This window comes from Streptomyces wedmorensis, from assembly GCF_000716445.1.
In the GTDB taxonomy this organism is placed as follows: Bacteria; Actinomycetota; Actinomycetes; order Streptomycetales; family Streptomycetaceae; genus Streptomyces; species Streptomyces wedmorensis.
In genome coordinates this window covers 11,972-34,610 of record NZ_JNWK01000033.1, presented here as the reverse complement: position 1 = coordinate 34,610, position 22,639 = coordinate 11,972, and the positions used below count along the sequence as shown (strand labels likewise).

The window sequence follows — 22,639 nt, the reverse complement described above, 5'->3', positions numbered from 1 at the left end:
GGGCGGGCGCCGGTCAGAGCACGCGGCGTCCGCTCTCCGCCAGGGCTTCCTTGACCTCGCGCGCCACCCGGGCCGCGTCGTCCGGGTTGTTCACCACGTCCGTGTGGTTCATGTCGACGACGAGGACGTCGCTGGCCGAGTAGTGCTCGTGCACCCAGTCGTCGTAGCCGGACCACAGCGTGCGGTAGTACTCGACGAGCCCCGCGTCCTGCTCGAAATCGCGTCCCCGCAGCCCGATGCGGTGCATGACCGTCTCGAAGTCCGCCTTGAGGTAGACCATGAGATCGGGGGCCTTGCGGTACGGCAGGCCGTCGATCTCGCGCATCATCTCCTCGAGCAGCCCCTCGTACACCTGCATCTCGAGGGAGCTGATCCGGCCCAGCTCGTGGTTGACCTTGGCGAAGTACCAGTCCTCGTAGATGGACCGGTCGAGCACGTTGTCGCCCTGCTTGTACGCCTCCTTGATGGCGGCGAACCTCGTCTGCAGGAAGTAGAGCTGGAGGAGGAAGGGGTAGCGCTTCGCCTCTATCTCCTCGGGACTCGCCGAGTAGAAGAGCGGAAGGATCGGGTTGTCCTCCACGCTCTCGTAGAAGACCTCGCTGCCCAGCTCCTTGGCGAGCAGCTCGGCCACACTCGTCTTGCCGATTCCGATCATGCCTCCGACGCAGATCACCGGCATACCTCACTTCTCCCTGGGAGTTCTTCTTGTTCGTGGGCGGGGAGCCGGGCTTCCCGCGCCCCTGTGACACACGGTGGTCACGCGATTCCCCGGGATTCTCTGATCGACGTCGGCCGCGGCCCGCGGCAATTTTAGATGACGTTCCCGCCCGGACCGGCCGGTGCGTCGGCGCGGGCCGACGCCGCCTCCCCGTCACCGTGGGTGGTCGTCCCGCTTCGCCTCGGGTGGCCGCGTGGGGGCGCACGGTTCCCGTTCGGGGGAGTACCGGACGTCCCGGCGCGCGCCGGGACCACACGGACGGCCGATGCCCCTTCTCGCCCCGCGTCAGTACATTCGCCGTTCCCGATCTTGCCTCCCCCGCTCCGAGGAGTCACCGTGTCGCATCGTGTCCGGCTGCCCAGGGTGCTGCGCGCACTCGCCTGCGCCGCCCTGCTCGCCGCCTTCTCCGTCGCCCCGGCGACGGCCGAGCCCGTCGACTCCGGATCGGCGGGGAGCGGAAGGGCGCTCCCGTCGATCTTCCCGCCCGACGGACACGTCGGACGCCTCGTGAACGTCGGGACGGGCAAGTGCCTCGAGATCGCGGACGGTTCGCACGCGGACGGCGCCCGCGCACAGCAGTGGGACTGCGTGGGGGTCCGGCACCAGTCCTGGCGGTGGGAACTCAGGGGAGTCTGGTACGACCAGTGGGAGCAGGAGCGCCACAACTACCGCCTGATCAACGTCGAGAGCGGCAAGTGCCTGGAGATCGCGGACTTCTCGCGTGCCGACGGCGCCCGTGCCCAGCAGTGGACGTGTGCCGACGTCGCCTCCCAGATCTGGGACTTCCCGTACGCCAGCTACCGGCGGACGATGATCTACAACTGGAACAGCGGCAAGGCCCTGGAGATCGCCGACGGCTCGCGGGCCAACGGGGCCCGGGCGCAGCAGTGGTCGGTTCCCTACATCGTTCCTAATCACATGAGCTGGGACTTCTGAGTCACAGGCCGTCCCGGGGCCGGTGGCGCCGGGGAGCTGTGCGGGGTTACCGGCCGCACCGCCGCGGCAGGGCCCGGTCCCGGCCGCGGCAGTGCGGCCGGGACCGGGCCGCCGGTCGGGAGGCGCGCCGCCGCCGGCGCGGCGAGAACTCGCCACACGGCCACCCCTGTGGAGGATGGCCAGGGATGATTACGCTGCGTAACGTTGTCGGTGATCACGGTGCTCGTCCCTGGAGGTCCCCATGCGCCTGTTCGCCGCTGCCCTCGCGTGCGCGGCCGCGATCGGACTCGTCGCGCCCTCGATCCCCGAACCCGCTCCCGGAGTCAGCCCACGGCCGGCCTCCGCGACGGCCGTGGAACCCGGCGGCGACCTCGCGTGGACCGGCGTCGGCGACGAGGAAGGCTTCCACGTCCTCGTGGCCCGGAAGTCGGAGGGGCATGCCTGGCGAACCGTCACCTCCCTCTCCGAGCCCGGGATCGACACCGACCGATGGATCGGCAACGCCTGCCTGACGGCCTCCGGACGCAGACTCGTGGTCGTCTACGCGCCCCGGACGTTCACCAACCGGCCCGAACTCTTCCTGCGGGGCGGCTTCTCGGCGGTCGTGGACCTGGACACCGGCGCCGTGCGCAAACTGCCGGTGCGGACGACCCTCGCGTACTACAACCCGGGATGCGGCGCGGGCGAGGAAGCCGTGCTCACCCAGGCGGGTGACACCGACCTCGGGCAGACCCGGCTGATGCGCCTGGACACCGCCTCGGGCACCCTCGGCGATCCCGTGACGGCGGCCGGTCAGGTCACGTCCGCCGTGCCGACCTCGCAGGGGCTGGTGGCGGCGTCGGGCCCCCGGGTGGTGCGGATCGACCCCGACGGATCCCTGCGCACCCTTGCCCGATCGACGGGCACACCGTTCGAGCTCCACCCCGACCGCGAAGGCGGCGTCTGGTTCATGGACCACACGGCCGACCAGGTGCGCGTCCGCCGGCACCACCAGGGCGGCACCCACTCCTACGCGGTCGGCGAGACCGGCCGCGTGGGCCTGTCCCCGGGGGCCGGCGGCCGGGTGTTCCTCACGGGACTTCCCGGCGAAACGCGCGCTCCGAAGACCGCCGCGGTACCAGGGGAGACGGAAGGGGCACTGCCGGCGACCGCGTCCCGGCTCGCCGTGCCGGCCACGGCGACGCCCTCCTCCACCGGCGCGATCGCCGTGACCGACACGGAGCTCGGACCGGGCCGTCGGACCGCCGACGGGCCGCGCGTCACGACGGTGACCGTGGGCACCGGACGACAGAGCGTGGCCCACGTCCCCGTGGAGCGGCGGACGCCCGCCCGCCCGGAACAGGGACACGCCCCGTCCCCGCGCCTCACGGCGCGCGCCGTGGCAGGACCGCGCGCGGCCGAGGACCCGCACGATCCCGTCGACGCCGACCGCACCTGCTCCGTCGCCCGGAGCGACGTCCGCACGCAGGTCTACCAGCCGACCCCCCACCAGGTGGAGTGGGCCGCCGACATGCTCGCCCAAGGACGTCTCGACCTGGAGCGGCCGGCGAACTGGAAGGGCTCCGGCCTGCCCGCCTACGCGCCGAACCGCATGTTCCCTCCCGTCCCCCTCGCGGGCGGCGGACGGATCCCCGCGCAGATCCTGCTCGGCATCACCGCCCAGGAGTCCAACATGTGGCAGGCGTCCCGCCACACCGTCGAAGGGCTGACCGGCAACCCGCTGATCGGGAACTACTACGGCATCCCGTTCAAGGTCGCCGCCGACGAGAACAAGTGGGACGTCGACTGGACGCACGCGGACTGCGGCTACGGCATCACCCAGGTCACCGACGGCATGCGGATGGCCGGCCGCACCAAGCCCGGCGAGGTCGCCCTGCCGCCCGACCGGCAGCGGGCCATCGCCGTGGACTACGCCGCGAACCTCGCGGCGGGCGCCCGCATCCTCGCCGAGAAGTGGAACGAGCAGGCCGCGTACGGCATGAAGGTCCACGACGGGGACCCCGCCCGCCCCGAGAACTGGTTCATGGCGGTCTGGGCGTACAACAGCGGCTTCTACGCCAGGGAGGGAGCGGGCGTCCCCTGGGGGCTCGGCTGGTTGAACAACCCGGCCAACGCCCACTACTCCGAGAACCGGCACCCGTTCCTCGACGGCCGGCCCAGCGACGCCTCCCACCCCCAGGACTGGCCCTACCCGGAGAAGGTCCTGGGCTGGGCCGCGCACTCCATCGGCAAGACCACCGGGAACAAAGGGGCCGGGTTCCAGCCCGCCTGGTGGAACACCCCCGAGCAGCGCGCCCAGGTCAAGCCGCCGCGCTTCCTGTTCTGCCTGGTGGAGGCCAACGACTGCGACCAGCGCCGCACGTTCGTGCCCGACGACCCGTCGGTGATGCCCTCGAAACCGGGGGAGAAGCCCGAACCGCCCAGCCACTGCGGTCACATCAACCCGGCCACCGGAAAGTACGACCTGAAGTGCTGGTGGCACGGGTCGGTGGAATGGAAGGACGACTGCGCCACCGAGTGCGGCAACGAGAAGATCCGGTTCAACGCGGGAGAGCACGGCAATCCGCCCGACGTGTCGGTCCACCAGCCGAACTGCCAGGCCGAGGACCTGCCCCAGGGCGTCCTCGTCGTGGACGACGTCCCCGCCGACGTGCCCGCGATCACGCCGACCGCCTGCCCGCGGCGCAGCGACGGCACCTTCGCCTTCGACTTCGCCAAGGACGGACAGACCGGGGACTACCTCTCCAAGGCCGACCTCCACCAGATCGGCGGCGGATTCGGCGGGCACTTCTGGTTCACCCACAGCCGCGCCGGGGCCCTCGGCGACCGTCTGAAGGTGACCGGACGCTGGGAACTCGGCCGCGAGTTGGACGGCTGGGCCCGGGTCATGGTCCACATGCCGAACCACGGCGCCCACACCCAGCAGGCCGCGTACACCGTGCACACCGCGGACGGGCCCAAGCGGCGCACGCTGCTCCAGCGCACGGAGGAGAACCGCTGGGTGCCGCTGGGCGCCTTCCGGTTCACGGGGCGGCCGCGGGTCGAGCTGTCCTCGGTCACCGGCGGCAAGCCGGACGGCAAGGAGGACATCGCCTTCGACGCGGTCGCGTTCCAGCCGCTGCCCGGCAAACCCCGGCACCAGGTCGTCGTCCTCGGCGACTCCTTCGCGGCCGGCGAGGGCGCGTCGCCGGTCGACGGCGCGAAGTACTACCCGGAGTCCGACCGCATGGGCCTGACGGCCTACGCCAACGCCTGCCACCGCTCGTACGCCGCCTGGTCCCGCAAGACCCGGCTGCCCGGCAGCCGGCACACCCTCGGCTACCGGACGGACGTCTGGGATCCCGAGGTCGACGCGCACCTCCTGGCGTGCAGCGGCGCCCGCACGCAGATGCTCCTGCCGACGGCCGCGCCCGGTCAGGAGCCGGTGCGCAACGCCTTCGGACTGGCGGCCGAGGGCCAGCACCTCGAACCCCCGCAGCTGGACAAGGGGTTCCTCGACGAGAACACGACGCTGGTCCTGCTGTCCATCGGAGGCAACGACGCCGGTTTCGCCGACATCATCGCCTCCTGCTTCGCCACGGACGCCTGTCACGAGAACTTCGTCCTGAACCTGGACGCCACGACGAGGAAGCGGATCACGGACAAGGTCGGGCCCTCCGTGAAGACGGCCCTGCAACAGATCGCCCAGGCCGCCCCCAACGCCAAGATCGTCCTCATGGGCTACGTGAAGCTGTTCACCGCCTCCTGCGACACGACGTCCCAGCCCGGTCAGACCGCCTTCTACAACCCGGAGGCCGGAGAGGTCGAGTGGATGGGGAAGATCGCCCTCCACCTGCGCGACACACTCGCGTCGGTGGTCAAGGAACTCCGCGAGTGGCCCGACCGGATGGACGTCCACTTCACCGACCCGATCGAGCGGTTCGGCTCCCGAGGGGTGTGCGGAAACCCCGAGGCGGTCAACGCGGGCATTCCCAAGCCCACGCGCGGCGAAGGCGCGAAGGGCGGCTTCCCCGGTCTCAACCCGCTGGTGAGCCAGCAGTCCTTCCATCCCAACGAACTCGGCACGACCATCCTGGCCGACGCCCTCACCACCGACCTCCCGCTCTTCGGCTACCCCCGCTGACCCGGGGGACCACGCCGGGGTCAGCGGGCGCCGGGCCCGGGGCCCGTGCCGGGACTCGGCGTGGAATCCCCCGGTGCCCGCGGCGTACGGCTCCTACGCTGGGGGCCGTGACATCGGACAACAGGCCCCTGGCCGTCTTCGACCTGGACAACACGCTGGCCGCCACCGCACACCGGCAGCACTACCTTGAGCGCAAGCCCAAGGACTGGGACGCCTTCTTCGCGGCGGCGCCCGACGACCCGCCGCTCGACGAGGGCATCGGGCTGTGCCGTGAGGCGGCGGAGGAGTGCGAGGTGGTGTACCTGACGGGGCGGCCGGAGCGCTGCCGGCGGGCGACGGTGGAGTGGCTGGCGGAGCAGGGACTTCCCGAGGGGGCCGTCCACATGCGGCGCCATCGCGACTTCCGGCCCGCCCGGGTGACCAAGGTGGAGGTCCTGCGCCGTCTCGCCGCCGACCGCACGGTGAGGATGCTGGTCGACGACGACATGGCGGTGTGCGACGCGGCGGAGGAGGCCGGTTTCCGGGTCGTGCGCGCCCGGTGGGCCGAGCCCTCCGAGGCACTGCGGGAAGCCCAGGAGAAGGAGGGCCGGACCTGACCTTCGGGCCGGACCTGACCTTCGGGCCGTGCCTGACCTTCGGGCCGTGCCTGACCTTCGGGCCGTGCCTGACGGGCGGGCCGTGCCTGACGGGTGGGCTGTGCCTGTCGGGTGGGCCGTGCCTGACCCGGTGGGCCGTGCCGGCTGTCGGGCGGTATCGGGAACGGGGTCCGTCAGCCCTCGTCCTCCAGGCGGAAACCGACCTTGAGGCCGACCTGGTAGTGCTCGATGGCGCCGTCGACGATGTGGCCGCGTACCTGCGTGACCTCGAACCAGTCGAGGCCCCGCAGCGTCTGCGAGGCGCGCTTGATGCCGTTGCGGATGGCCGCGTCGACGCCCTCGGTGGAGGTGCCGACGATCTCGGTGACGCGGTAGGTGTGATTCGACATGGGGGCCGAACTCCTCTCGGTGCGTTCCCTCCACGGTGCCCCAGGGTGCGTCGGCGCGCGACACGACGGCGGCCGGGCGGTGCCCGGAGGGCTACCGAAGGTAACGGATCCGGCTGCCCGACCTCGGGTCGGAACGGGATGGTCCAGGACTTGACCATCCCGTTGGTCCAGACCAGAATCCAGGCCACATACCCGCGCGAACACCCCGTTCGGTCCCCCCATGTCGGGTCAGCCCCCCATGCCGCACGCCCCTGTGCTGAACCCGCAGAAGGTGACCCACGTGAAGAACCGCCATCTCGCCTGCCCCTTGGCAGCCGCCCTCGCACTCGCCCTCGCCGGCTGCGGGATGCTGCCGGGTGGCGGCGGCCAGACGAAGACCGTCAACATCTGGCTGATGCGGGACAGCGTCAGCGAGGACTTCCTCACGCGCTTCACGGAGGCGTACGAGGACGAGCACGACGACGTCGAGCTCAAGGTCACCATCCAGGACTGGACCGGCATCGGGAAGAAGGTCACCGAGGCCATCGAGGGCTCCGGCGGCCCGGACGTCATCGAGGTCGGCAACACCCAGGTCGCCCAGTACGCCGACACCGAGAAGCTCTTCGACCTCACCCTGGAGTCCGTGCGCGACCTCGGCAGCGAGGACTGGGTGCCCGGCCTCGCCGAACCCGGCAGCATCGGCGGCTCCCAGTACGGCATCCCCTGGTACGCGGCCAACCGCATCGTCATCTACAACAAGGACCTGTTCAGCGCCGCCGGCATCGACGCGCCGCCGGCCACCCGCGCCGAATGGCTCTCCGACACCGAGAAGCTCAACCGCGACGGCAACCAGGGCATCTACCTCGCCGGACAGGACTGGTACACCCTCGCCGGCTTCATCTGGGACGAGGGCGGCGAGCTCGCCGTCGACAAGGGCGGGGAGTGGACCGGCGCGCTCGAATCGCCCGCGGCCCGGCGCGGCATGGCCTACTACAAGGAGCTCCAGTCCCTCGGCTCCGGCCCCAAGAACGCGGACGAGCAGAACCCCCCGCAGGCCGACGTCTTCGCCAAGGGCGACGTGGCCCAGCTCATCGCCACCCCCAGCGCCGTCGCCGCCATCCTCAAGGCCAACCCGGGGCTCAAGGACAAGCTCGGCTACTTCCCGATACCCGGCGGGAGGGCCGGCCAGCCCTGCGCCGTCTTCACCGGCGGCTCCGACCTCATCATCCCGGAGAACGCGCCCGAGCGGACCGCCGCCATCGACGTCGTCAAGGCGCTCGCGGGCGAGAAGTGGCAGTCCGAGCTCGCCCGCACGATGGGCTACGTGCCCAACAAGAAGAGCCTCGCCTCCGTCGTCGCCAACCAGGAGGCCACCGCCGTCATGGCCAAGGGCGCCGTGCGCGGCCGGGCCACCCCCAACTCCCCGCAGTGGGCCAGCGTCGAGGGGGACAACCCCATCAAGCCGTACATGACGGCCGTCCTGATGGGAGAGGACCCGCTGAAGGCGGCCAAGGAGGCCTCGGCCGCCATCACGGACACGCTCGCCGAATAGCATTCAGCGTTCGCACACCGGCGATCCCCCGGACGGTCAACTCGAATCCAGCCGGTCACGGAAGAAGTAGGGAGCCGGGCCACCGCGCAAGCGGCCCGGCCCGCCCCGTCCCCTTCCGTCCGCCGGAGGAGCCCGCCATGACCGCACCGACGCCCACGCTCGCCGTCCCCGCACCGGCACCCACGCCGACCGTCCCCACGCCGACCGTCCCCACGCCGACCGTCCCCACGCTGACCGTCCCCGCACAGGCGCTCGCCGCCCCCACCGCGACACCCGCGCCCGCCGTCCCCGCACAGCCCGCGGACCGGGCGGACCACGAGCCCGGCCCCCGGTACCTCGTCGGCCTCGCCCGCAACCAGGAGGACGTACGGGCAGCCCAGCGGCTGCGCCACCTGGTCTTCGCCGGCGAGATGGGCGCCCGCATCGACGGGCCCGAGCCCGGCCTCGACACCGACGCCTTCGACGCGTACTGCGACCACCTCCTCGTACGGGAGGAGAACACCGGCGAGGTCGTCGGCACCTACCGCATCCTGCCGCCCGAGCGGGCCGCCGTCGCCGGCCGCCTCTACTCCGAGACCGAGTTCGACCTCACCCGGCTCGCGCCCGTCCGGCACGACCTCGTCGAGGTCGGACGCTCCTGCGTCCACCCCGCCCACCGCAACGGCGCCGTCATCGCCCTCATCTGGGCCGGACTCGCCCGCTACATGACCGACACCGGGCACAACTGGCTCGCCGGCTGCTGCTCCCTCCCGCTCGCCGACGGCGGCACCCTCGCCGCCGCCACCTGGGACACCGTCAAGGCCAAGCACCTCGCCCCGGAGGAGTACTGGGTCACCCCGCACAAGCTGTGGAACCCCGACGGCGTCACCCGCCCCGAAGGCCGCACCGAGCTCCCGCCGCTGCTGCGCGGCTACCTCAGGCTCGGCGCCTGGGTCTGCGGCGCCCCCGCACACGACCCCGACTTCGGCGTCGCCGACCTCTACGTCCTGCTCTCGCTGCGCCGCACCAACCCGCGCTACCTCAACCACTTCCTGTCGCTCGCCCCGACGCGGTGAACCGCCCCACGGCACCCTCGCCGTGGCTCCCCACGGCACCCTGCACCCCGGACCGCTGCGCCGCCCACCCGCACACCGACGGCGACCACGACACCGCCGGCACCGCCCTCGCCGTCCTGCGGCTGGCCGCCGGCACCGGCACCGTCCTCCTCGGCATCCTCCTCGCACCCGCCGCCGCACTGCTCCCGCCCGCCGCCCGGCCCGGCCTCGTCCGGACCTGGGTGCGGGCCGTGGTCCGCGCCTTCGGAGTACGCGTTCGGTACGAAGGGACGGCTCCTGCCGCCGGTCCGCTCCTCGTCGTCGCCAACCACGTCTCCTGGCTGGACATCCCCCTCGTCGCGGCCCTGCTGCCCGGCCGGATGGTCGCCAAGGCCGAAGTGCGCGGCTGGCCGGTCCTCGGCGTGCTCGCCGCGCTCGGCGGCACCCTCTTCCTCGACCGGGACGGGCTCCGCGCCCTGCCCGGGACGGTGCGGGAGATGACCGGAGCGCTCGCGCGGGGCGGTCGGGTCGTCGTCTTCCCCGAAGGGTCGACCTGGTGCGGCCGGGCGGCCGGCCGCTTCCGGCCGGCCGCGTTCCAGGCCGCGCTCGACAGCGGGGCCGACGTCCAGCCCGTACGGATCGACTACCGGCCCACCGGAGCGGCCGCCTACGTCGGAGACGACCCGCTCGGCGCATCGCTGTGGCGGGTCGTCACCGCCCGCCGCCTCACCGCCGAGGTCCGGATGGCCGAGCGGATACCCACCGCCCGGCACCCGGACCGGAAGTCCCTCGCCGCCGCCGCTCAGCGCGCGGTCGCGAGCGACAGCGCGAACCTGCCCTCGGCGTCCGTCCACCAGCGGTCGAGATCGAGGTCCGCCGCCGCCAGCTCCGCCCGGACACCCGCCTGACGGAACTTCGCCGACACCTCCGTCCGTACCTCCTCGCCCGCCGCGAACGGCACCACGAGGTCCAGCTCGGGAATCTTCACGGTGAGCGCGTGGCGGGCGCGCAGCCGCATCTCGATCCACTCCCGCTCGGCGTCCCACAGCGCCACGTGGTCGAAGGCGTCCGGATCGGCGTCGGCGCCCAGCTCCCGGTCGATCACGGACAGCACGTTCTTGTTGAACGCGGCCGTCACCCCCGCCGCGTCGTCGTAGGCGGCCACGAGCGTCGCCTCGTCCTTCACCAGGTCCGTGCCGAGCAGCAGCGCGTCCCCCGGCGAGAGCATCGCCCGCACCGAGCGGAGGAACGTCCGCCGCTCGGCCGGAAGCAGGTTCCCGATCGTCCCGCCCAGGAAGGCGACCAGCCGCGGCCCGGGCGTCCCCGGAAGGCCGAGACCCCGGGTGAAGTCGGCGACCAGCGCGTGCACCCGCAGCTCCGGCCGCTCGGCGAGCAGCGACTCGGCCGCCCCGGTCAGCGCGGACTCGCTCACGTCCACGGGGACGTAGCTGTCCAGGCCCGGAAGCAGTGCGTCGATCAGGAACCGGGTCTTCTCGGAGGAACCCGAGCCCAGCTCCACCAGGGTCCTCGCCCCGGTGGCGGCGGCGATCTCCGGAGCCCTCGCCGCCAGGATCTCCCGCTCCGCCCGCGTCGGGTAGTACTCGGGCAGCCGGGTGATCTCCTCGAAGATCTCACTGCCCCGCGCGTCGTAGAACCACTTCGGCGGCAGCTCCTTGGGGGAGCGGGTCAGACCGTGCCGGACATCGGCGCGCAGATCGGCGCCGGCGGCGTCGGGGGCGAGGGTACGGGTCAGCTGGAACGGGCTCACGCGGACGGCTCCTTGAGCGGGGTGAGGGTGACGTCGGCGCGGTCGGCGGTCACGAGCGTGTGCTCGGGCACCGCCCGCCAGCGCGGATCGGCGTCGTACGGTTCGGAGGCCACGACCACCCGGTCGGGGCCCGTCAGGTACCAGAGGCTGTCCCCCCAGGTCGTCGCGGCGATGGTGACGCCGTCGGTCAGCAGCAGGTTCAGCCGGGACCCGGGCGCCGCGGCGGCGGCTTCCCGCACGGTGTCCGCGAGCGCCGGACCCGGCGCGTCCCCGGCCCGCAACCGGTGCAGCACGAGCGCCCACAGCAACGCCGAGTCGGTGCGCGCCTCGAGCGACAGCAACTCCTCGGCCGGGAGCGTCCCGGCCGTCGCCGCCAGCGAACCCGGCCAGCCCGCTACCGCGCCGTTGTGGCTGAACAGCCACGGCCCGCCGCCGAACGGCGCCGCCGCCGCCTCCCCGTCGGCACCCGGCAGGGTGGCACTCCGTACGGCGGCGAGGGCCGCCCCCGAGCGCACCACCCGGGCGAGGTCGGCGAAGGACAGGTCGCCCCAGATCGGCCCGGCCCGCCGGTACCGCGCGGGCACCGGATCGCCCTCCGCGTACCAGCCCACGCCGAAGCCGTCGGCGTTCACCACCCCGCTGGCCTGCGTACGGGGCTCCCAGGACTGCCGCAGCAGCGCGTGCCCCGGCCGGAGAAGGAGCTCGCCCAGTGCCACCGGCTCGCCCACGAAGGCGATGTGACGGCACATCAGTCGAGCTCCGCGCTGCGCGCCGTACGGAACCCGGAGAAGATCTGGCGCCGCACCGGCAGGTCCCAGTTGCGGAACGTGCCCCGGCAGGCGACCGGGTCCACCGCGAACGATCCACCGCGCAGCACCTTGTGGTCGGGGCCGAAGAACACCTCCGAGTACTCCTTGTACGGGAAGGCCGTGAACCCCGGATACGGCAGGAAGTCGCTCGCCGTCCACTCCCACACGTCGCCGATCAACTGCCGTACACCGAGCGGCGAAGCGCCCTCCGGATAGCTGCCCGCGGGCGCCGGCCGAAGGTGTCGCTGCCCGAGGTTCGCGTGCTCGGGACCCGGCTCCGCGTCACCCCACGGATAGCGCCGTGAACGCCCCGACCCCGGGTCGTACCGGGCGGCCTTCTCCCACTCGGCCTCCGACGGCAGCCGGCGGCCCGCCCAGCGCGCGTAGGCGTCCGCCTCGTACCAGCTCACGTGCAGCACCGGTTCCTCCTCCGGCACCGGCTCCGTCACCCCGAACCTGCGGCGCAGCCACTGCCCGCCCTCCCGGCGCCAGAACAACGGCGCCTCGATGGAGTGCTCCCTGATCTGCGCCCAGCCCTCCGGCCGCCACCAGCGCCGCTCCGTGTAGCCGCCGTCGGCCATGAACGCCAGATAGGCGCCGTTCGTCACCGGCGTCGTGTCGATGTGGAACGCGGGCACCAGACGCGCGTGCGCCGGCCGCTCGTTGTCCAGCGCCCACGGCTCGTCCGAGGTCCCCATCGTGAACGGACCCCCGGGAACCAGTACTTCCGGCGGCAGCGGTCCCGACCGCCGGACCGGCGGCGGGGGAGCGGTCAGCGCGGCCGGGCCCTTCCGCAGCTGATGGGTGATCAACATCGTCTCGTCGTGCTGCTGTTCGTGCTGCGCGATCATGCCGAACGCGAATCCCGCGTCGACCAGCGGCCGCCCCTCCAGAGGCGTGCGCTCCAGGACGTCGAGCACCCGGACGCGTACGTCCGCCGCGTAGGCCCGTGCCTCACCCGGCGCCAGCAGCGGAAGGGACGGGCGCGTCGCCCGCGGATGCTCGAACGCGTCGTACAGCGAGTCGATCTCGGGCCGCAGCGCCTCACGCCCCGCGACGGCCCGCCACAGCCACTGCTCCTCCTGGTTGCCGATGTGCGCCAGGTCCCAGACCAGCGGCGACATCAAAGGAGAGTGCTGCGCGGTCAGTTCGCCGTCCTCCACACAGGACGTGAGCAGCGCGGTCCGCTCCCGCGCGACGGTCAGCGCCTCCAGGGCACGCGTACGCAACGCCTCCGGATCGCCCTCGCCACCGGCCCCGGTCGCGCCCCCGTCCGCCACCCGACTGTCGCTTCCCTTCCCACCGGTCATGACGTCACCGCCTGAAGCTCGTCGGCCGGGCAGATCCCGGGAATCACATACCGTTCCTGGAAGGCGGCGACCGCGCGCCGGACCGACTCGCTCGCCCCGACCCGGGGCAGCGCGTCGAGGGCGACGGCGAACACGGTCCGCGCGGCGGCGTGCAGCTCGGGATCGGCGAGGCCGTCACGGGCCGCCGCGACCCAGAGCGGATTGCGCGGAGCGGGATCCGAACCGGCCCGCTCCCCGAGATGCTTCAGCGACCGGTACACGGTCTCCGCCGCCTCCGGGTCCTCGAACACCGCCGTCGTCACGGCCACCGGCACCATCCAGCCGTCGTGGCCCGACTGCGCGTCGACCATCCGCAGCTCCAGATGGCCGCGCGGCCGCACCGGCGGGAACAGCGTCGTCATGTGATAGCGGAGATCGTCGGCATCGGCCGGACGCGGCAGACCCGTACGCAGCCACTCCCGGAACGTCAGCCCCTCCGGTACCGCCCACGGACCCTCGTCGGTCCGCACGCACAACACCGGAGTGTCGAGAACATGCGCCGCCCACTCCGCGCGGGGCTCCCCGTCGGCCGAGGGCGCCAGCGCCCGCCGGGGGTCGAGGTCCGCCCAGAGCGCCTGCCGCGTCGAACGCCAGCCGGTCCGGCGACCACCGTGCACGGCAGAGTTGGCGAACGCCGCCACGAGCACCGCGCCCAGGAGATGAGCCAGCCGCCAACGCCGGTGATAACCCAGCGGCCCCGGCTCCTCGACACCCGCGTCGAGACAGATCTGCACCGACGCCGAGTCGCACATCATCGCCCGCCCCGCCGTGCCGGAGCGGCCGAGCGCCGTTTCCATCGCGTCGTAACGGGGCTCGTGCAGCACCCTCTCGCGCGGCGCGTGCCAGGGATCCACCCCGTACCCGCTCAGCGTGAGCCCCAGCGGCCCCAGCGCGCCCCGCACCGCCCGCAGGTCCGCCGCGAGCGAGTCGAGACACTCCATGAGAGAACCGGCCGGGTGCGAGCTGAGCTCCAGCTGCCCGCCGGGTTCGAACGTCAGCGCCGACACCAGCGGCAGTGACCGCACCGTGTCGACGGCCGCCGCCAGCCTCGGCGGCCGTACGGGTGTCCGCGCGTCCCGCAGGTCGTGCACCAGCCACTCCAGCTCCGCCCCCACCGTCCGGGGCGGGCCCGTCTTGAAGCAGATACATCGCAGCAGGTCCTCCGCCTCCCCTTCACCAAGAGGGGGCCCGCCACGCGGTATGCCGCTCGACGCCATCCCTGCACCTCCTCGTCATGGGGCCACGCCCCCGGAAGTCGCTGCTTCCACCTAAAGCCACCCCCGACCCCCACGCAAGACCACCTCCCCAGCCACCCCCGCGCCACGGGCCACCCCTCCGCCGCGCCTCGCCCCGCGTTACGAACCCGCACCCGGTGCGCACCGAGCAATGGGTGCGGGCCAAGGCAACAGGGGCGGAGGCGCCGCCGAGGGCGCCGTCCCGTGTGCCCACCCGTCCCGCCCCAGCGGGACGATTGCCCACACGGCGGGTGGGCCGGGATGCCGTCCCGTGTGCCCACACGGTGGGTGGGTCGGGTGCCGTCCCGTGGGCTCACGCGGTGGGTGGGTCGGGTGCCGTCCCGTGTGCCCACACGGTGGGGGGCCGGGTGCCGTCCCGTGCTCACGCGGGGGTGGGTCGGGGTGCCGTCCCGTGTGCCCACACGGGGGTGCGGCGGGCGAAGGCCCGCACGGGGCGGGGCGCAGGCCCACACGGCAGCGGGCGAAGGCCGTACGGCAGAGGGCGACGGGCCCGCACGGCGGCGCGTACGGGTGCGGGGCAAGGGGCGCAGCCCTTCGGGGCGCGGGGCCAAGGGACGCGGCCCGTCCGAGGGCGGGCGCGGCCGGCCGGAGGGTGGGGCGGTCCGGGAAATTCCGTTGCCGTGGGGGAGGCGAAACGATCACGCTGGGGGCCATGAGCGCACGACTGCGCGCGATCGCGCGGCACACCGAGGAGATCGTGGCCGAGGGCCGGTACAGGGCCCCGGACGGCCGGACCGTCTCCCTCGCGGAAGACCTGGCCGCCGCCTTGTCCGGAACCCGCCTTCACGGCCCCGGCCCGGTCGTGGTCACGCCGGACACGGATCGCGCGACGACACTCGAGGTGACGGGCGAGAGCAGCTTGGCGGCCGCCCGGAGGATGACGGCGGCCGACGGTTCCCGCCCTGTGGCGGTGCTGAACTTCGCGTCGGCGCGGAATCCGGGCGGGGGCTATCTGAACGGGGCGCAGGCCCAGGAGGAGGCGCTCTGCCGCGCGTCCGCCCTTCACGCGACCCTGCTGCGCGCGCCCGCGTACTACGCGCATCACCGGGCGGAGCGGGACGCGTTCTACACGGACCGGGTCATTCACTCGCCGGGTGTGCCGGTCTTCCGGGACGACCGGGGAGGTCTGCTCACCGACCCGTTCACGGTCGGTTTCCTGACTTCGCCGGCACCGAACGCGGGGGTCGTCCGGCGAACCGCCCCCGAGCGGGCCCATCTGCTGCCCGGGGTGCTCGCCTCGCGTGCGGAACGGGTTCTGGAGACGGCGGCGGCGGCCGGGTATCGGCGGCTCGTTCTCGGCGCGTGGGGATGTGGGGTCTTCATGAACGATCCGGAGGACGTCGCGGGCGCCTTCAGGGGGCTGCTCGCGGGGGACGGACGCTTCGCAGGTCATTTCGAGGAGGTCGTCTTCGCCGTGCTGGACCGCTCCGCGGGCGGCAGGACCCTCGCGGCGTTCGCGCGGGTGCTGGACCGTACGGCCTGAACCCGTTGCCGGCGGGAGGCCGCCTGACATGCGGCGCCCGCACCCCCGTGCCACGCTGAGGAGATACGGACCACAGTCCGATACCCCTTATGGGAGGCACGATCGTGGGCAAGAAACAGACCCGGACGAACCGGGGAGCCCGTACCGGCGGTCATGAGCACCGTACTGAGGCGGCCGCGAAGGAACAGAAGGCGGCGGCACCCCCGAGAGAGGCCTCGATGCCCCTCGTGGAGCACGCGTCGCACCGGAAGGAACGGAAGTTCGGCCACAACTGAGGCCGGTCACCCGGCGGGAGCCGACGGGCCGCGCGACGACCTGGGGTCAGTGAGCGGGGCAGGGGAGCCGACGGGGGTACGAGGACGGGGCCCGGGCGCCGAGAAGGCGCCGGGCCCCGTCCGTCACTCCCGGAACCGCGCTGACTACGCGCCGTCGCCGATGGTGATCTCGACGCTCTCCTCCGGCCGTGCGGCCGACGGTGCCGGCACGTTCGTCGCGCCGAGGCGCTCCTGGGCGGCCGGGTTCATGGTGGCGAGGAGTTGGCGGGCGAGGCCGAGGCCGGTGCCGCCCATGGTGAGGGCCTTGGCGAAGACGTCGGCCATGCCGTCGGCGCCGTTGAGGAGCACCATCTGGTCGACGTTGCCGAAGGCGGAGGCGCCGGCGGAGACGATCTCCGGCCACTTCTCGGCGAGTTGCTGGGCGACGACGGCCTCCTGGTTCTCGGCGAGCGCCGCGGCGCGCGCCTTGATCGCCTCGGCTTCGGCGAGACCCTTCGCGCGGGTGGCCTCGGCGACTGCGAGGCCCTTGGCGTGCTGGGCGGCCGCCTCGGCCTCACCGGTGAGCCGCGTCGCCGTGGCCTGGGCGGCGCTCGCGAGCTCGGTCTCCTTGGCCTCGGCCTCGGCCGCGGAGATCCGGGCGTCACGTTCGGCCGCGGCGAGCGTCCGGGTCTCGTAGGCCATGGCGTCGGCGGGCTTGCGGACCTCTGCCTGGAGCTGCTGTTCCTTGCGGTGTCCTTCCAGCTCGGCGACGCGGGTCTCCTGGACGACGACCTCCTGGCGGGAGGCCGCCTCGGCGAGCGGGCCGGCCTGGCGGGCCCGGGCGGAGGCCTGGTCCCGCTCGGCCTGGTAGCCCGCCTGAAGGATCTCGCTGTCGCGGGTCGCCTCGGACATGCGGGCCGCGGCCTGCTGCTCGGCCTCGGTGGCCCGCCGGTTGGCCTCGGCCTGCGCGATCCGGGCGTCCCGCTGGACGGCGGCGGCGTGCGGGGCGGCGAGGTTCTTGATGTAGCCGGTCGGGTCCTCGATCTCGTGGATCTGCAGCGAGTCGACGATCAGGCCGAGCTTCTCCATCTCCGTGCCACAGGCCGAACGGGCCTGTCCGGTCAGCTTCTCCCGGTCACGGATCATGTCCTCGACGGTCAACCCGCCGACGATGGCGCGGAGATGACCGGCGAAGACGATGTGCACCCGCTCCGACATGAGTTTCTGCTGGTCGAGGAAGCGGCGGGCGGCGTTGGCGATCGACACGAAGTCGTCGCCGACCTTGAAGATGACCACGCCGCGGACCTTGAGCGGAATGCCCTGGTGGGTGACGCACTCGACGGACAGCTGCGTCTCGTTGAGGTCGAGCGACAGCTTGCGGACCGCCTGGACGCCGGGGAGCACGAGGGTGCCGCGACCGGTGACGATGCGGAATCCCATTCCCGCGCCGAGGCCCTCGTTCTTGTGGTTGGAACCGGAGATGATCAGCGCCTCGTTGGGTTCCGCGACGCGCCACATCATCTTGAAGACGGTGATGACAACGACGACGGCGCCGACGACGACGCCTGCCAGAATGCCGATGCCCATGGGCAGGTTCCCCCTTCACCGGGGCCGAGCGGACCCGGTGAAGGGAGTGTGCGCCCGTGACGGGCGCACACTCAACGGTTCGGTCAACTGTCGTACGCGGCTGTGACATAGACGGTGCGTGGAGGGAGATGTTCCATGACCATCACGACCGTTCCGATCTCGATCCGCTCCTTCGGAGTCGCCGGGTGGGCGAGGAAGTGCTCGGCGCCGCCCCGGATCCGGACGATCACCTCGCCGACGAGGCCGGGGCCGACGGTGCCGGTCACCCGGCCGAGCAGTCCCACCATCGCGGAGTCCATCGACGCGTCGTCCATGACTGAACGGTACGTCAGATCCCGCCGGTCAGCGCGGACATGAACCCGTCCGGTCGAAGTCGTCCGGGGCGCTGTGTGCCCTGACCCGGCCGCGGTCCGGGGCCCCGGGCGGTCAGCGGACGCTGCGGATGGGGCGTACGGCGATTGCGCCGAGTACCGACAGGACGGCCGCGATCAGGAAGAGCGCCGTGTATCCGCCGCTGAGGGAGACGACGAGCGAGGCCACGAAGGGGGCGACGATCTGGGGTCCGGCGTTGGCGACGTTGAGGACGCCCATGTCGCGGGCCGCGTCCTCCGCCTTCGGCAGCACCATGGTGACGAGGGCGGTGTCGACCGCCATGTAGCAGCCGAAGCCGAGGCCGTTGACGACGGAGAAGGCGAGCATCGCGGTCCAGCCGGTGGAGACGGCCGGGATGAGCAGGGCGACGGCGGCGAGCGCGGCGGAGGCGCCCACGAAGAGCTTGCGCCGGTCGAAGCGGTCCGACAGCCAGCCGCCGAGCACCGTGGAGACCACCATGGCCACCGAGTTGAGCGGCATGAGGATCGCCACCGCCTCCTCGGGGGTGAGCCCGGCCGGCAGGTCGGTGTGGTCCTTGAGGATGTAGAGCTGGAATCCGGCCACCGCGAAGTAGCCGAGGACTAGGAGGGCGCGTCCGATGAACGCCCAGCGGAAGTCGTGGTCCTTGAGTGCGCTGCCGAAGGCCGCGATCTGCTCCTTGACGGGCAGCGCCGCCTTCGGGGGCATGCGCTCCTCTCGGGCGCAGGCCGTGAAGAGCACGGCGGTGGCCGCGACGATCGCGCCGAAGACCAGGTACCCGGTGCGGTAGTCCTCGGAGAAGGCCGCGCCGACGAGGGCGCCGATCGTCGAGCCGATGGGCAGTCCGAGGCCGACGGCGGCCGACGCCTTGCCGCGCGAGGCGACGGGCACCCGGTCGGGCACCACGGAGGTGATGGCCGCCTGGTAGACGTTCATGACGGCCTGCCCCAGGCACCAGGCGATGGTGACCAGCAGGATCGTGTGGACGCCGCCGAGCAGCAGCATCACCGGGACGGCCAGGAGTCCGCCGGCGAGGATCCACGGGTTGCGCCGTCCCGAGCGGTCCGACAGAGCCCCCGCGACCGGGTTGAAGACGGTCGCGAAGATCGCGGATATGCCGGAGACGAGGCCGAAGTTCGCCACCTTGTCCGCCGGATCGATGGCCTCGATCTGGAGCGCGAGGAGCATGCCGGGGACGCCGATGTACAGGGCGTACATCGCGGTGTTCCCGGCGAGCAGCAGGGGCAGCAGGCCGCGCGTCGGCCGGTCGGCGGCAGTGGGGTTCGCCGTACCGGTGGCGGGTCCGGGGGTAGCGGTGCCGGAGCCGGTGCCGGAGGAGGAAAGGGCCACGGTGCCCTCCTGGGAAGATCGCCCGATGAGGGGGCGAGGGGCGGATTGAACGATTCGTTTACACGTGTCAGTGACACGTGTGAGCACTGTGTAGCATTCAATTCCGGCCATCCGCCAGACCCCGTGCCGGATTGTTCTGGAAAGATGCCGAAGCGATGAGCCAGTCAACCGATCAGTCCCCCGAACGCCCCGCCGGGCGCGCGGTCCCTACGAGCGCCGACGTCGCGCGCCTCGCGGGCGTCTCCCGGGCCACCGTCTCGTACGTCCTGAACAACACCTCGGCCGTCCGCATCAGCGAACCCACCCGCCGCCGGGTCCGGGAAGCCGCCGAGGAACTCGGGTACGTCCCCCACGCCGCCGCCCGCAGCCTGCGCGCCGGCCACAGCCGGATGGTGCTCCTGCCGACCGCCCACGTCCCGGTCGGTCCCCTGTACAGCCAGTTCTTCAACGACTTCCAGTGGGCCCTGCGGCGGCTCGACTACACGGTGGTCCAGTACGGCAGCGTCGGCATGCGGGCCGAGGAGGCCGCCCGCGCCTGGGCCGAGCTGCGGCCGGTCGCCGTGGTCTCGCTCGGCGAGGCCGAGCTGACCGCGCAGGGCGTCGAGATCCTCAAGCGGTCGGGCGCCCGGGCCGTGATCACCCTCGGCACCCAGAACGTGGAGGGCACCCACGCCCTCGTCATGGAACAGGGGCGGGTCGGCGAGGTCGCCGCCACCCACCTGGTGGAGACCGGCCGCCGTCGCATCGGGGTCGTGATCCCGGAGGAACCCGGGCTCGACATGTTCTCCGGGCCCCGCCTCGAAGGTGCGCGCCGCGCGGCCGAGGGCACCGGCGCCACCGTCGTGCCCCTGCCGCTGCGGTACGACGAGGAGTCGGCGCGAGCGCTCGCCGCACGCTGGCGCGACGAGGACCTCGACGGAGTCTTCGCCTACAACGACGAGTACGCGATGCTCCTGATGCGCGCGCTCCAGGACGAGGGGATCTCCGTACCCGAGGAGACCGCCGTCATCGGCGCCGACGACCTCCTCCTCGGCCGCCTGCTCCGGCCCCGGCTCAGCACCGTCGCCATCGACATGGTGCTCGGCCGCGAGCTCGCCGAACTCGTCGACCGCGCCGTCCGCGAACCCGACACGGCACCCCTCTCCCGTTCCCTCCTCGACTCCCGCGTCGTACGGAGGGAGTCCAGCTGACCGGCCGGAGCCGCACGTCCGGAGTCCGGCCGAGCCGCCGGGGCCGTGCGTCCGGAGTCCGGCCGAGCCCCCTGCCGGCCGGGGTCGTACGGCTGGATCCGGACGAGACCCCCGGTCGCCCGGCGGGAGTCCCGCCGAGCGCTTAGCGTCGGTGCATGAGCACTGTTCCGAAGCGTTTCGAGATCCTGCTGGTGGCCGAGCACGTGGAGGACCGGGGCGGCGCCTCGGTGACGGACAGCGCCGTCCGCTCGGCCGTGGTCGAGGTCACCGGACGGCACGGGGAGACCGGATACCCGATCTACGAGGGGCACGGCATCAGGGCGGACATCGACCCCGAGACGCGCACCGTCGAGGCGATCCTCGTCGACGGGCGCGAACTGGACTACGGCCTGACGGCGCTCGTCCGCCTGACCGACCGCCCGTGACACACGGCCCCCGCGCCCGCCCCACCGCGCCCCGACGTGCGGCCGTCCCGTCCCGCCCCACCGCGCCCCGACGTGCGGCCGTCCCGTCCCGCCCCACCGCGCCCGACGTGCGGCCGTCCCGTCCCGCCCCACCGCGCCCGACGTGCGGTCTTCCCGCCGTGGGCGTCCGGATCCGGCCCGTTGACACGGCGGGCCGGCGGACGCAGACTCTGCGCGCGCACGCTGGCGAAGATTTTTTCACCAGGCGAACAGAGTCGTTCCGAAGGTCACGAAGGTCACGTGGGAGAGAACCGATGAGCATCCGCGACGTCTACATCGTCGACGCCGTCCGCACCCCGATCGGGAAGTTCGGCGGCGCCCTCGCCCAGGTGCGTCCCGACGACCTCGCCGCCCATGCGGTGAAGGCCCTCGTCGACCGCTCGCCCGCGCTGGACCCGGCGCGCGTCGACGACGTGTACTTCGGCGACGCGAACGGCGCGGGCGAGGACAACCGCGACGTGGCGCGGATGGCCGTGCTGCTCGCCGGGCTGCCCGTCTCGGTCCCCGGCGTCACGGTCAACCGCCTCTGCGGTTCCGGCCTGGAGGCCGTCATCCAGGCGGCCCGCGCGATCGCGCTCGGCGACGCCTCGGTGGCGATCGCCGGCGGAGTGGAGTCGATGACCCGCGCGCCCTGGGTCATGCAGAAGCCCGAGCGGGCCTTCCCCGCCGGTCACCAGCAGCTCCACTCGACGACCCTCGGGTGGCGCATGACCAACCCGAGGATGCCCGCCGAGTGGACGGTGGCGCTCGGCGAGGGCGCGGAGCTCGTCGCGGACCGGCACGGCCTGACCCGCGAGCAGCAGGACGCCTTCGCCCTGGCGAGCCACCGCAAGGCCGCCGAGGCCTGGGCCAAGGGCCTGTACGACGACGAGGTCGTCCCCTACCCGGGGGTGGACCTGGCCCGCGACGAGTGCATCCGCGACACCACCTCCATGGAGGCGCTCGCCAAGCTCAAGCCCGCGTTCCGTCCCGAGGGCGGCACCGTCACCCCGGGCAACTCCTCGCCGCTCAACGACGGCGCCGCCGCCCTGCTCCTCGTCGACGAGGAAGGGCTGCGCGAGACGGGCCGGGAGCCGCTGGCCCGCATCCGCACGTCGGCGGTCACCGGCATCGAGCCCCAGCTCTTCGGCCTCGGTCCGGTCGCGGCGGTCCGGCGTGCGCTGGAGAAGTCCGGCCGCTCCTTCGCGGACCTGCGCACCTTCGAGCTCAACGAGGCCTTCGCCGCCCAGGCGCTCGGCTGCCTCGCCGAGTGGCCGGATCTCGACCCCGAGATCGTGAACCCGCGCGGCGGCGCCATCGCCCTCGGCCACCCGCTCGGCGCGTCCGGCGCCCGCCTCGCCGGTTCGGTCGCCCACCAGCTCGCGGCGGCGGGTTCGGGCACGGGCCTCGCCGCCCTCTGCATCGGCGTCGGCCAGGGCCTCGCCCTGGTCCTGGAGCGCTGAGCCCGGGTA

The 22,639-nt window shown here is 72.8% G+C and carries 19 protein-coding genes; 10 read left to right on the top strand and 9 right to left on the bottom strand.

The features are described from left to right. Nucleotides 1-13: 13 nt before the first annotated feature. Nucleotides 14-679 (bottom strand): deoxynucleoside kinase, encoded by a 666-nt coding sequence (locus OO54_RS24485; protein ID WP_033206595.1) that lies wholly within the window; start codon nucleotides 677-679, stop codon nucleotides 14-16. A gap of 375 nt (nucleotides 680-1,054) precedes the next feature. Between OO54_RS24485 and OO54_RS24480 the strand changes: the two genes are divergently transcribed. From OO54_RS24480 to OO54_RS24470, 3 genes are all read left to right on the top strand, one after another. Then, nucleotides 1,055-1,654, top strand: a complete 600-nt coding sequence (locus tag OO54_RS24480) for an RICIN domain-containing protein (protein ID WP_234439605.1) — start codon at nucleotides 1,055-1,057, stop codon at nucleotides 1,652-1,654. Between the two features lie 241 nt (nucleotides 1,655-1,895). Next, nucleotides 1,896-5,777 carry a GDSL-type esterase/lipase family protein gene (locus OO54_RS24475; RefSeq protein WP_033206590.1) on the top strand — a complete coding sequence of 1,294 codons (3,882 nt, stop codon included), beginning with the start codon at nucleotides 1,896-1,898 and terminating at the stop codon, nucleotides 5,775-5,777. Nucleotides 5,778-5,884: 107 nt separating this feature from the next. Then, complete coding sequence (locus tag OO54_RS24470) at nucleotides 5,885-6,373, top strand: phosphatase domain-containing protein (RefSeq protein ID WP_033206588.1); 489 nt, start codon at nucleotides 5,885-5,887, stop codon at nucleotides 6,371-6,373. 173 nt (nucleotides 6,374-6,546) lie between these two features. Here OO54_RS24470 and OO54_RS24465 read toward each other — a convergent pair whose 3' ends face one another. Continuing rightward, a complete protein-coding gene (locus OO54_RS24465) occupies nucleotides 6,547-6,762 on the bottom strand; it encodes a dodecin (protein WP_017240671.1) in 216 nt (71 codons plus the stop codon). Nucleotides 6,763-7,042: 280 nt separating this feature from the next. Between OO54_RS24465 and OO54_RS24460 the strand changes: the two genes are divergently transcribed. From OO54_RS24460 to OO54_RS24450, 3 genes are all read left to right on the top strand, one after another. Continuing rightward, complete coding sequence (locus OO54_RS24460; protein ID WP_033206681.1) at nucleotides 7,043-8,293, top strand: extracellular solute-binding protein; 1,251 nt, start codon at nucleotides 7,043-7,045, stop codon at nucleotides 8,291-8,293. Nucleotides 8,294-8,430: 137 nt separating this feature from the next. Next, a complete protein-coding gene (locus OO54_RS24455) occupies nucleotides 8,431-9,348 on the top strand; it encodes a GNAT family N-acetyltransferase (protein WP_033206586.1) in 918 nt (305 codons plus the stop codon). Then, nucleotides 9,345-10,235 (top strand): lysophospholipid acyltransferase family protein, encoded by an 891-nt coding sequence (locus tag OO54_RS24450; RefSeq protein WP_033206583.1) that lies wholly within the window; start codon nucleotides 9,345-9,347, stop codon nucleotides 10,233-10,235. Before OO54_RS24455 ends, OO54_RS24450 begins: the two co-directional genes overlap by 4 nt. Here the strand turns inward: OO54_RS24450 and egtD are convergent. Genes egtD through egtA form a run of 4 tightly spaced genes read right to left on the bottom strand, consistent with a single transcriptional unit; the run spans nucleotide 10,130 to nucleotide 14,470 of the window. Beyond that, entirely contained in the window at nucleotides 10,130-11,095 is a 966-nt protein-coding gene (egtD, locus tag OO54_RS24445; protein WP_033206580.1) for an L-histidine N(alpha)-methyltransferase, read from the bottom strand. The two genes, OO54_RS24450 and egtD, sit on opposite strands and share 106 nt — an antisense overlap. Continuing rightward, nucleotides 11,092-11,844, bottom strand: a complete 753-nt coding sequence (egtC, locus tag OO54_RS24440; protein WP_033206578.1) for an ergothioneine biosynthesis protein EgtC — start codon at nucleotides 11,842-11,844, stop codon at nucleotides 11,092-11,094. Before egtC ends, egtD begins: the two co-directional genes overlap by 4 nt. Next, entirely contained in the window at nucleotides 11,844-13,214 is a 1,371-nt protein-coding gene (egtB, locus tag OO54_RS24435) for an ergothioneine biosynthesis protein EgtB (protein ID WP_234439606.1), read from the bottom strand. The genes egtC and egtB overlap by 1 nt, the downstream gene beginning before the upstream one ends. Beyond that, nucleotides 13,211-14,470 (bottom strand): ergothioneine biosynthesis glutamate--cysteine ligase EgtA, encoded by a 1,260-nt coding sequence (gene egtA / locus OO54_RS24430; protein WP_033206577.1) that lies wholly within the window; start codon nucleotides 14,468-14,470, stop codon nucleotides 13,211-13,213. Before egtA ends, egtB begins: the two co-directional genes overlap by 4 nt. Before the next feature lie 691 nt (nucleotides 14,471-15,161). Here egtA and OO54_RS24425 point away from each other — a divergent pair. Continuing rightward, nucleotides 15,162-15,992 (top strand): TIGR02452 family protein, encoded by an 831-nt coding sequence (locus OO54_RS24425; RefSeq protein ID WP_033206575.1) that lies wholly within the window; start codon nucleotides 15,162-15,164, stop codon nucleotides 15,990-15,992. A gap of 419 nt (nucleotides 15,993-16,411) precedes the next feature. On the opposite strand, the gene OO54_RS24415 is transcribed toward OO54_RS24425, so the two are convergent. The 3 genes from OO54_RS24415 to OO54_RS24405 form a co-directional block, all read right to left on the bottom strand. After that, a complete protein-coding gene (locus OO54_RS24415; RefSeq protein WP_033206572.1) occupies nucleotides 16,412-17,833 on the bottom strand; it encodes an SPFH domain-containing protein in 1,422 nt (473 codons plus the stop codon). A gap of 83 nt (nucleotides 17,834-17,916) precedes the next feature. Then, nucleotides 17,917-18,147, bottom strand: coding sequence for a hypothetical protein (locus OO54_RS24410; RefSeq protein WP_017240661.1), 231 nt, complete (start codon nucleotides 18,145-18,147; stop codon nucleotides 17,917-17,919). 112 nt (nucleotides 18,148-18,259) lie between these two features. Beyond that, complete coding sequence (locus OO54_RS24405; RefSeq protein ID WP_033206570.1) at nucleotides 18,260-19,534, bottom strand: MFS transporter; 1,275 nt, start codon at nucleotides 19,532-19,534, stop codon at nucleotides 18,260-18,262. A 155-nt stretch (nucleotides 19,535-19,689) separates the two neighbouring features. Here OO54_RS24405 and OO54_RS24400 point away from each other — a divergent pair, with 155 nt between their 5' ends. From OO54_RS24400 to OO54_RS24390, 3 genes are all read left to right on the top strand, one after another. Further along, nucleotides 19,690-20,724: a LacI family DNA-binding transcriptional regulator gene (locus OO54_RS24400; protein ID WP_033206567.1), complete on the top strand. Its 1,035-nt coding sequence runs from the start codon at nucleotides 19,690-19,692 to the stop codon at nucleotides 20,722-20,724. Nucleotides 20,725-20,879: 155 nt separating this feature from the next. After that, the gene (locus OO54_RS24395) at nucleotides 20,880-21,149 is read left to right on the top strand and encodes a hypothetical protein (RefSeq protein WP_017240658.1); all 270 of its coding nucleotides are present in this window, start codon (nucleotides 20,880-20,882) and stop codon (nucleotides 21,147-21,149) included. 293 nt (nucleotides 21,150-21,442) lie between these two features. After that, nucleotides 21,443-22,630 (top strand): thiolase family protein, encoded by a 1,188-nt coding sequence (locus OO54_RS24390; protein ID WP_033206564.1) that lies wholly within the window; start codon nucleotides 21,443-21,445, stop codon nucleotides 22,628-22,630. Nucleotides 22,631-22,639 lie beyond the last annotated feature (9 nt).